Annotated in this window: 11 protein-coding genes, 1 tRNA gene and 3 pseudogenes; 9 read left to right on the top strand and 6 right to left on the bottom strand. The window is 71.6% G+C overall.

The features are described 5' to 3' along the window. The 3 genes from AB0B41_RS29830 to AB0B41_RS29820 all read left to right on the top strand — a co-directional run. A partial coding sequence (locus AB0B41_RS29830; protein ID WP_358209175.1) for an anti-sigma factor occupies positions 1-507 on the top strand: 507 nt, incomplete at its 5' end. Then, positions 417-968 (top strand): TIGR02611 family protein, encoded by a 552-nt coding sequence (locus AB0B41_RS29825; protein WP_358209179.1) that lies wholly within the window; start codon positions 417-419, stop codon positions 966-968. The genes AB0B41_RS29830 and AB0B41_RS29825, both read left to right, overlap by 91 nt. A 23-nt stretch (positions 969-991) precedes the next feature. Further along, a tRNA-Val gene (locus tag AB0B41_RS29820) sits at positions 992-1,066 on the top strand. A gap of 97 nt (positions 1,067-1,163) precedes the next feature. Here AB0B41_RS29820 and AB0B41_RS29815 read toward each other — a convergent pair. Continuing rightward, positions 1,164-1,286 (bottom strand): hypothetical protein, encoded by a 123-nt coding sequence (locus tag AB0B41_RS29815; RefSeq protein ID WP_358209173.1) that lies wholly within the window; start codon positions 1,284-1,286, stop codon positions 1,164-1,166. A gap of 97 nt (positions 1,287-1,383) precedes the next feature. On the opposite strand from AB0B41_RS29815, the gene AB0B41_RS29810 reads away from it, so the two are divergent. Continuing rightward, complete coding sequence (locus AB0B41_RS29810; RefSeq protein ID WP_358209171.1) at positions 1,384-1,608, top strand: HAD hydrolase-like protein; 225 nt, start codon at positions 1,384-1,386, stop codon at positions 1,606-1,608. Positions 1,609-1,726: 118 nt separating this feature from the next. Here the strand turns inward: AB0B41_RS29810 and AB0B41_RS29805 are convergent, their stop codons facing one another. Further along, complete coding sequence (locus tag AB0B41_RS29805; protein WP_358209169.1) at positions 1,727-2,389, bottom strand: FadR/GntR family transcriptional regulator; 663 nt, start codon at positions 2,387-2,389, stop codon at positions 1,727-1,729. 148 nt (positions 2,390-2,537) lie between these two features. Between AB0B41_RS29805 and AB0B41_RS29800 the strand changes: the two genes are divergently transcribed. The 5 genes and pseudogenes from AB0B41_RS29800 to AB0B41_RS29780 all read left to right on the top strand — a co-directional run. Further along, the gene (locus AB0B41_RS29800; protein WP_358209167.1) at positions 2,538-3,422 is read left to right on the top strand and encodes a fumarylacetoacetate hydrolase family protein; all 885 of its coding nucleotides are present in this window, start codon (positions 2,538-2,540) and stop codon (positions 3,420-3,422) included. Between the two features lie 56 nt (positions 3,423-3,478). Further along, on the top strand, positions 3,479-4,240 hold the full coding sequence (locus AB0B41_RS29795; RefSeq protein WP_358209165.1) for an alpha/beta hydrolase: 762 nt from the start codon (positions 3,479-3,481) through the stop codon (positions 4,238-4,240). A 75-nt stretch (positions 4,241-4,315) separates the two neighbouring features. Then, positions 4,316-5,626 carry an amidohydrolase family protein gene (locus tag AB0B41_RS29790; RefSeq protein WP_358209163.1) on the top strand — a complete coding sequence of 437 codons (1,311 nt, stop codon included), beginning with the start codon at positions 4,316-4,318 and terminating at the stop codon, positions 5,624-5,626. A 77-nt stretch (positions 5,627-5,703) separates the two neighbouring features. Further along, on the top strand, positions 5,704-6,078 hold the full coding sequence (locus AB0B41_RS29785; RefSeq protein WP_358209161.1) for a DUF1636 family protein: 375 nt from the start codon (positions 5,704-5,706) through the stop codon (positions 6,076-6,078). Further along, a pseudogene (locus AB0B41_RS29780) lies at positions 6,075-6,224 on the top strand (hypothetical protein); the annotation flags it as partial. The gene AB0B41_RS29785 and the pseudogene AB0B41_RS29780, both read left to right, overlap by 4 nt. A gap of 15 nt (positions 6,225-6,239) precedes the next feature. On the opposite strand, the pseudogene AB0B41_RS29775 reads toward AB0B41_RS29780, so the two are convergent. The 4 genes and pseudogenes from AB0B41_RS29775 to AB0B41_RS29760 form a co-directional block, all read right to left on the bottom strand. After that, positions 6,240-6,851, bottom strand: a pseudogene (locus AB0B41_RS29775) (Na+/H+ antiporter NhaA); the annotation flags it as partial. Continuing rightward, a pseudogene (locus tag AB0B41_RS29770) lies at positions 6,844-7,233 on the bottom strand (Na+/H+ antiporter NhaA); the annotation flags it as partial. The pseudogenes AB0B41_RS29775 and AB0B41_RS29770, both read right to left, overlap by 8 nt. Before the next feature lie 72 nt (positions 7,234-7,305). Further along, complete coding sequence (locus AB0B41_RS29765; protein ID WP_358209159.1) at positions 7,306-7,476, bottom strand: hypothetical protein; 171 nt, start codon at positions 7,474-7,476, stop codon at positions 7,306-7,308. 194 nt (positions 7,477-7,670) lie between these two features. Next, positions 7,671-8,672: a hypothetical protein gene (locus tag AB0B41_RS29760; RefSeq protein WP_358209157.1), complete on the bottom strand. Its 1,002-nt coding sequence runs from the start codon at positions 8,670-8,672 to the stop codon at positions 7,671-7,673. Between the last annotated feature and the right edge of the window lie 277 nt (positions 8,673-8,949).

Genomic DNA, 8,949 nt, shown 5'->3' with positions numbered 1-8,949 from the left:
CGCGGCGGGCGACGGCGCGGGGTGCGCGGCCGGATCGTGGCGGTCGCGGCGGCCGCCCTGGTCGCCGTGGCCGCGATCGCGGGGCTCGGGGTCTACAGCGCCCAGATGAAGGCGGAGCGCGACGCGGAGGCGGCCCGCGCCCAGGGCGTCGTCGCGATGCTCCGGCAGATGGCCGATCCCGGCACCACGCACGCCTTCCTCGCTCCCGAGGAGGGTGGCCCGGTGGTCGCCGCGGTCCTGTCGCACGACTCCGGGCAGATGGTCATGCCCGTCGACCTGCCCGCCAACGGCGCCGACCGGGTCTATGTCCTCTGGGGCCTCCCGGCGGAGGGAACCCCGGCCCCGCTCGGCACGTTCGACGTCCGTGGAGACGCCACCGGCGTGCAGTCGGTAGGGTCGTCCGCCGGCGGAGCCGGATATGCGCAGTTCGCGATCTCGATCGAACCCGGTCGGGTCGCGCCGGCGTCGCCGTCCCAGGTCGTGGCGAGCGGGCGGGCAGAGATCTGAGCAGCACGGAGCAGACCTCGCGGGGCGAGGAGGAGCACGAGCGCGGCCGGTTCGACGGCGTCAAGGACCGGCTGCGGGAGTTCCGTGCGCGCATCGAGGAGCGTCCGACGGTCCGCCGCACCTACCGCGTCGCCATCGGGGTGCTCGGCACGCTCGTGCTGGCGGCCGGCATCGTCGCGATCCCGTACCCGGGCCCCGGCTGGGCGATCGTGTTCGTGGGGCTCGCCATCCTCGCGTCCGAGTTCGCCTGGGCGAAGCGGGTCCTGCACTTCGCGAAGGGCAAGTACGACGCCTGGACCGACTGGCTCGGCCGGCAGAGCCTCGTCGTCAAGCTCCTCGTCCTCGGCGCGACCGCCCTGATCGTCGTGGCCACGCTGTGGCTGCTGAACGCGTTCTGGCTGGTCGCGGGATGGGTGGGGCTGCAGGAGTGGACCTGGTTGCAGAGCCCGATCCTGGGGTGATGTAGGGTTCCACCCGTGACGGCGGGCGATTAGCTCAGGGGGAGAGCGCTTCGTTCACACCGAAGAGGTCACTGGTTCGATCCCAGTATCGCCCACCAGCCGAAGGCCCTGGTCAAGGCTCCGAACAGGAGTCACCGACCAGGGCCTTCGTCGTGTCTCAGCCACGTTCCCGGAGCAATTCCGGAGCATCCGAGTTCAACTCGGAGCGTCGTCGTCCTCCTCGTCGTCCGGGTCGTCGAGCGCGCGAAGGATGCGGTCGCCGTTGTCGGTCCGGCGCGTGTAGAGGTCGAGCGTCGTGGTGGCCCGCTCGTGCCCCATGACCCGCTGCACCATGTTGGACGGACGCCGTCGTCGACGAGCCAGGTGACGTAGGAGTGCCGGAGGTCGTGGAACCGAAGCCCGCCGGCCTGGTGCCGTGCGACGTCGCGCCCTGGCGGCCCGGCTCGTCGGAGACTCCGTCACCGACATTCAGGCCGCCCGAGCTGCCGGAACCGCAGCCATCGCCTTTGCCGACAAGCCCGGTAAGGACCGCGCACTCCGCTCCTTCGAGCCCGACGCACTGATCACGTCGATGGACGAGAATCTCACGCTGCGTAACGACCGCCGGCAAGATCAACGAGTGCACACCTGGGCATCGTGATCCACAGGGCGTTCGTCGACGCGCAGTCGTGACTTTCGGTGCTGCCGGGGAAGGCCTGGGAGTCGGCGTCGCGCGCTTCGCGGTCCAGGCTCTGATCCTGACCGTCACATGCAGGGGGTCAGTGGCGGCCGAGCAGGTTGTCGGAGACGTGCTGGAGGTGTCGGCGCATCTCGGCCTCGGCGGCGTCGGGGTCTCGGTCGCACAGCGCGTCGACGATCGCGGTGTGTTCGTCGTGGTAGCAGCGGCGCCGTTCCGGGGTGGAGGTGCGGCGCTTGAGCGTGCCCCACACCGGCAGTGCCCGGGCGGTGTTGAGCACGTCGAACATGTTCATGAGCAGCCCGTTGTGCGCGGCTTTGGCGATGGCGCGATGCAGTTTGGCGTCCCAGGACTCGAAGCCCTCGAAGTCGTCACTGGCCCCGCCGCCGACGAGGCATTCGCTGATCCGCTCGAGATCGGCCTGGGTGCCCACACGCGCGGCGAGGGCAGCGACCTGAGGCTCGAGCAGCAGGCGCACCTGCATGATCTCAGCTGGGCTGGTGTCGGCGGGCGCGCCGTCGACCTGCTGCACGGCGGCCTCGGTCAGGAAGGTGCCGCGCCCGACATGGCGGATGACCACGCCGTCGCGCTCGAGGATCTCCAGCGCGCGGCGGATCGCGCTGCGCGGCGCGGCCAGCCGCTCGACCAGGGCCCGTTCGGTGGGCAACTTCGAGCCCGGGCCGAGGCTGCCGTCGTGGGTGCCCTCGGTTAGCAAGGCGCGTAGCGACTGCTCCACCGTCTGCATGCCATCACCATAACCCCTGGCTCCAACCAATCAAGACCAATCGTGACGTGGCCCGCGGCACAAGGGACATGGTCTCGACAGACAGGACGGTCAAGCGTACGGTCGGCACCCGACCGAATTGGTTCGATTGGTTCAGATTGGTGCGGCGATGAAGCTGGCGACCTTCTCCACCGAGGCCGGCCCTCGAGTCGGCGTGGTGGATGCCGACGCGGACGAGATCCGCGATGTGAGCGAGCTGCTCCCTGCGGACACGGGTGTGCTGGAGGTGATCGAGGACTGGGCCGAGTGGGAGCTCGTCCTGGCCGAGCGCACCCCGAAGCTGGCGGCCCGGCCGCTGGAGGCGGTGCGGCTGCTCGCGCCGATCCCGGCGCCGCGGCGCAACGTCTTCTGCGTCGGCAAGAACTATCGCGAGCACGTCGCCGAGTTCGGCCGCTCCGGCTACGACCAGCCCGACCGCTCGGAGGAGCTGCCGGAGTGCCCGGTGGTGTTCTCCAAGGCGACCACCTCGGTGACCGGGCCGTTCGACGACATCCTGTCCCACCCGGGGGTGACCTCGGAGCTGGACTACGAGGCCGAGCTCGGGGTCATCATCGGCCGCGGCGGGCGCGGGATCTCGCGCGAGGCGGCGTTCGACCACGTGTGGGGCTACACGATCGTCGACGACTTCACCGCCCGTGACCTGCAGCGCAGACACAAGCAGTGGCTGTTGGGCAAGTCGTTGGACACGCACTGCCCGATGGGCCCCTACGCGGTGTCGGCCGACGAGATCGGCGACGTGACCGCCCTGCAGGTGGAGAGCTGGGTGAACGGCGAGGCGCGCCAGTCTGCCCCGGTCAAGGACCTGATCTTCGACATCCCCGAGCTGATCGCCACCATCTCGGCCGGGATCACCCTGCAGCCCGGCGACATCATCGCCACCGGCACCCCCGCCGGGGTCGGGATCGGCTTCGACCCGCCCAAGTTCATGGTCTCCGGCGACGTCATCGAGGTCGCCATCACCGGACTGGGCCGCCAGCGCAACCGCATCGCCTGACGACTCGGGAACACACACCCAACTGACATGGGCATCCGCAGACCACGAGGAGAGATGTGAAGGTCAACGGTAATGAACTGGCCGTCGAGATCGAGGGCGAGGGCCCCGCGGTCCTGTTCGTGCACGGGCTCGGCGGGACCTCGAACTTCTACCAGGTCCAGGCCGACGCGCTCGCCGGCTCGCACACCGTGATCCGGGTCGACTCCGCCGGCGCCGGCCGCTCCGATCTCGCCGAGGGCATCAGCATCGAGTCCCACGCCGACGACCTGGCCGGCGTGCTCGACCAGGCCGGCGTCGCCTCGGCCGCCGTCGTGGGGCACTCGATGGGCACCCTGGTGGTCCGGGCGTTCGCCGCGAAGTACCCGGAGAAGGTCACCTCGCTGACCCTGCTCGGGGCGGTCCGCGAGCCCGCCGAGGCGGGCCGGCAGGCCCAGCGCGACCGGGCCGCGGTGCTTCGCGAGAAGGGCACCGCCGCCGTCGCCCCGGGCGTGGTGGCCAACGCCCTGTCCGAGACCACCCGCCGGGACCGGCCCGAGGTCGCGGCGTTCGTCCGGGAGCTGGTCATGCGCCAGGACCCCGAGGGCTACGCGCGCAACTGCGAGGCGCTGGCCGCCGCCACCGACCCCGGCCCGATCAGCCCGTCGCTGCCGCTGCTGCTGATCACCGGCGACGAGGACAAGGTCGGCCCGCCCGACGCCAGCCGCGAGCTCGCCGACGCCCACGGCTCGGCCACCATCGAGATCCTGCCCGGGGTCGGGCACTGGACCGCCCTCGAGGCCGCCGGTCCGGTCACCGACCACCTGCGCAAGTTCCTCTGACACCCATCACACAGCATCACCAGGCACCAGCACGACCCGTCAGATCACCAAGCCTCAAGGAAGAGGAGGGGCACCGTGCCCACCACGACCAGCAAGATCCTGTTCCGTGACGTCTCGATCCTCGACTCCACCGGCGCCGACCCCTACCGCGGGGACGTCCTGGTCGAGGGCGACCGCATCGCCGCGGTCGGCACCGTCGACCCGGCCCGCGCCGACGGCGCCCGGATGGTGCAGGGCCGCGGCCGGACCCTGATGTCCGGGCTCTGCGACGCCCACACCCACTTCACCTGGAACAACTCCGCCGACCTCGACGGCCTGGGCACCATGCCGGTCGAGGAGCACCTGCTGTTCGCCATCGAGTCCGCCCGGACCTACATCGACTCCGGCTACACCATGTGCCTCGGCGCGGCGTCGGCGAAGGACCGGCTCGACGTGGTGTGCCGGGACGCGATCAACGCCGGCCGCATCCCCGGCCCCCGCTACCTGGCCAACGGGCCCGAGATCGCCGTGACCGGCGGCGCGCTGATCAAGTCGATCACCAAGTTCGCCGACGGGCCCGACGGCATGCGCAAGGCCGTCCGCGAGCTGATCGACATCGGGGTCGACCAGATCAAGCTGTCGATGACCGGCGAGGAGATCACCGGCACCCAGCGCGCCGAGGACACCTACTTCTCCGACGAGGAGGTGGCCGCCGCCGTGACCGAGGCGCACCGGCGCGGCAAGCGGGTCTGCGCCCACGCCCGCAGCGCCGAGAGCGTGAAGATGTGCGTGCGCCACCACGTCGACGTCATCTACCACGCCAGCTTCACCGACGCCGAGGGCATGGACATGCTCGAGGCCAACAAGGACTGGGTGTTCGTCGCGCCCGGGATCAACTGGCTCGTCGCCACCCTCTACGAGGCCGAGGCCTTCGGGTTCCCGCAGGAGGCCGCCGAGGCCGTCGGGTACAAGAAGGAACTGGAGATGGCGATCGCTGGGCTGCGCGAGATGCACCGGCGCGGCATCAGGGTGCTGCCCGGCGGCGACTACGGCTTCGCCTGGACCCCGCACGGCACCTACGCCCGCGACCTGCAGCACTTCGTGGAGCTGCTCGGCTTCACCCCGATGGAGGCGATCATCTCCGCCACCGCCTGGGGCGGCGAGATCATGCTCCGGCCCGACGAGCTGGGCAAGGTCCGGCCCGGCTACCTCGCCGACCTCCTGCTCGTCGACGGCGACCCGCTCGCCGACATCACCATCCTGCAGGACCACACGAAGCTGAACTACATCATGAAGGACGGCAAGTTCCACAAGGAGCACGCCGAGGACGACCACACCCCGCCGGCCCCGCAGGCTTCCGACCTGGTACACGACGAGGCCGAGCGCGTGGTCGCACGCCGTCCCTGACCTCCACCGAGCCCTTCGACGAGGTGCCGGCGGCCCGGTCAGCTCGGTCGTCGGCACCTCACCACGGGAACCCCTTGATGGCTCTCTTGATCTGCCGCACCTGCCCCCGCTACGACACCGTCAACAGCGGGCGATTCAGCCAGGCCCTCACCGAAGCTCTCCAGGACCATCCCGCCGGTGACGAGATCCAGCTCCGCTACGTGCAGTGCCTCGGCGGCTGCCCCGACGACGGGGTCGCAGCGGTCGACGGCCCCGGCAAGGCCCGGGTCCGGTTCACCGGCCTCGACGCCGCCGACGCCGCCCACGCCGAAGCCCTGATCAAGGCCGCGCACGCTCACCACGAATGCGCCACCGGCACGCCCGAGGAGTGGGAAATCCCCGCCGAGCTGCGGGACCGCATCAGCTCGGTGACGTTCAAGCGCCAACCTCGATCCGCTAGCCGGTGGGCATGACCGTCCAGGCGACGAACAGCGACGGGAGCCAACCCGATCCCGCGATCCGCGCGGTTGATCGTGTCGCCCAGGTCCTGGCCCTCTTCGATGGACCCAGCCGCAGCGTCACCCCACGCGCTGCGGTCGAACAGCTCGATCTCCGCCGAAGCACCGCCTACCGCCACCTTCGAGCCCTCGAACACGCCGGCCTCCTCCACCGCGACCGCAACGACCAGCAGGGCGACGGTGAAACCGACCCCGGTCAGTGGGGCGAGGGCAGCGATGTCGCCCCAGCGCAGGGTGGGACCGAGCCGGGCACCGGGAAGTCGGGTGGTGAGGTAGGTCGCGCCGAGAACGCCGAGGGTCTTGCCGAGCACGAGCCCGCTCGCGACAGCGAAACTGATCGTGTTGACCGGCGACGCCCCACCGTTGATGGCGACACCCGCGGCGAAGAACGCGAAGACCGGCACTGCGAGCCCTGCCGACAGCGCTTGCAGCGCGTGTGCCATGCGAGGGGCGGTCGTCCGGGCGGGGACGACCAGGCCGAGCAGCACCCCCGCGACAGTGGCGTGCACCCCTGAGGCGTGGACCGATCCCCAGGTGAAGACTCCGACCGGGTAGCAGTGCCCACCACGCGTTCGGCCACCGGCGCGCGACGACGGCGAACGCGGCCAGTGGAAGCAGCGCGGCGAGCAGGGGCAGGGCAGCGAGGTCGTCGGTGTAGGCGACAGCGAGCACGGCGAGGACGAACGCGATGTCGGTGGCTGTGGGCACAGCCCACCCGTGCGCGGCATCGGCACCGCTCGCCGCGATGACGGCGAGGTAGACGGCCGCCGGTACGACGGCCCCGCCCACAGCAGCGAGGACCGGGACGAGGGCGCGACGGGGGTCGCGCAGCTCGCCGGTGACGAACTCCTGTTTGAGCTCCAGGCCGACGACGAAGAAGAACAGGGCGAGCAGGGCCCTTCGCGGGGGAGTGATCACGACAGGACGTGACCGCCCGCGGTGCGGCGAAGCATGGTGGGCGGTCAGGCGTGGCGTAATGGCGGGGCAGCCCGCGATCTCACCGTGCGCGTCGGTGCCCCATGAGCTGATCCACCCGTTGGTCTCCGGGTGTCTGTCGGCATCCCGCGCGGGCCGGGGAAGGGGCAGGTCGGCCGTGCGCCTGCACAGCATCCACTCAGCCCCGTTCCGCACGCCCGAATCTAGCCGCGCCGGCTCTCGGCGAGCGGGCCGCGCAGGGACGACTCACACCGGTGACCCGAGTGCCCACCCGGCCGCGGCCGCGCAGGCACCACCGACCACCCCGACCAGCACGGCCAGGTCCCCGTCAGCGGACGTGGCGATCAGGAAGGTGGACCACGGCCAGCCGTCCGGCTCGCGCGAGCGCGACCCCGACCCCGTACCGGGCCTCGGCACCCCCGACTCCGTGACCGCCGCGGTCGAAGCCCTGGTCAGACTCCGTGAAGGAGTTGGAGTCAGGGCCTTCGGCGTGTCTGGTCCGATGTTGACACGGCGCCGCCGGAGGCTGGTTGGATCGTGCCGGCACACACGGCGAAGGCGCCTCGTTCCGCCGTAGCGGGACGAGGCGCCTTCGGGTCCTGCTGCGCGCGTCAGGCGATGGAGCGCACGTTGGACAGGTTGTCCGGCCGGCTGTCGGCGGCGGCGTCGGTATCGACGATGGCGCGCAAGACGAGCCCGCCCTGCAGCTTCACCAGCCGCGAGGTCAGCGTGGTGAGGTAGCGGACGCCCACCCGCGGGTCGAGCACGGTGCGCGGCCTGATGTTCAGCGCCGCCTGCACGACCTTGGACGCGAGCTCGGCGGGGGCGGGCTGGTGGAGCCAGGCCGGGCCGGCCGGGCCCTGGGGCCCCTGCACTCCGGGCAGGCCGACCACTCCGGCCGGACCCTCCGGGCCCTGCACACCCTGCGGGCCCTGCAGACCACGGATGCCGGGCTCACCCAGCTCGCCCCGCTCACCCTGCTCACCCTGAAGGCCGCGCGGGCCGTTCTCGCCCTTCTCGCCGGTCTCGCCGATCACGCCGCGCTGGCCCTGAGCACCGGGCAGACCGGTGGCGCCCTGCGGCCCCTGGTCACCTCGCTCGCCGGCCGGACCAACGATGCCGTGCGGGCCCTTGTCGCCCTGCGGCCCCTGCTCACCCTGCTCACCGGGCAGGCCGGTGGAGCCGGGCAGGCCCGCTGCGCCTCGGGGGCCGGTCTCACCCTCGCGCCCTTGCTCACCTTCGGGGCCCTGCTCACCGCGCGGACCGATGGGTCCCTTGTCGCCGCGCTCACCGGCCGGGCCGACGGGACCGGTCGGGCCCTTGTCGCCCTTGTCGCCGGCGGGGCCGACCGGGCCCTGGGGGCCCTTGTCGCCGCGCTCACCGTTCGGGCCGACGGGGCCGGTCGAGCCCTGGGGGCCCTTGTCGCCGCGCTCACCGTTCGGGCCGACGGGGCCGGTCGAGCCCTGGGGGCCCTTGTCGCCGCGCTCACCATCCGAGCCGACCGGTCCGGACGGGCCCTTCAGACCCTGGTCGCCCTCCTCGACGGTGACCTCGACGGGGACCGGGACGGTCTCCTTGCGCACTGTGGTGGTTGACTGGTCCGACTGAGCCATGTGGGGAAGTACCTCTCGTAAGCGGCGGGCAGGGCCGGAGATCAGCCGCTGCGGTCTGTGAATTCGTCCCGGCCCTCATGGGGCCGGGGTTGATGCCGTTCGAGCCGGCCCGGCTGCCGCCGACTGCGCGGCATCCGGGCGAAGCGCGCCGGTCAGGCGCCGTAGCGCTCGTGGCTACCGGCCTGAGGAGGCGATCGCACCCCGGCGACGGCGACGACGTCGACGACGAACTCGGTCGTCGTGAACGCGGCCTCCGTCTCGGTGGTGCGGCGAGGGG

The sequence above is a fragment of the Pseudonocardia sp. NPDC049154 genome, assembly GCF_040648315.1.
Lineage (GTDB): Bacteria > Actinomycetota > Actinomycetes > Mycobacteriales > Pseudonocardiaceae > Pseudonocardia.
Note: the sequence above shows the minus strand (reverse complement) of the source record. Positions and strands in the feature narration are given on the sequence as shown.

Excerpts from the sequence above, each read along its gene's own strand:
- AB0B41_RS29815 (WP_358209173.1), bottom strand. The coding sequence starts at position 1,286 with ATGGGGCACGAGCGGGCCACCACGACGCTCGACCTCTACACGCGCCGG.
- AB0B41_RS29805 (WP_358209169.1), bottom strand. The coding sequence starts at position 2,389 with ATGCAGACGGTGGAGCAGTCGCTACGCGCCTTGCTAACCGAGGGCACC.
- AB0B41_RS29800 (WP_358209167.1), top strand. The coding sequence starts at position 2,538 with ATGAAGCTGGCGACCTTCTCCACCGAGGCCGGCCCTCGAGTCGGCGTG.
- AB0B41_RS29785 (WP_358209161.1), top strand. The coding sequence starts at position 5,704 with ATGGCTCTCTTGATCTGCCGCACCTGCCCCCGCTACGACACCGTCAAC.
- AB0B41_RS29760 (WP_358209157.1), bottom strand. The coding sequence starts at position 8,672 with ATGGCTCAGTCGGACCAGTCAACCACCACAGTGCGCAAGGAGACCGTC.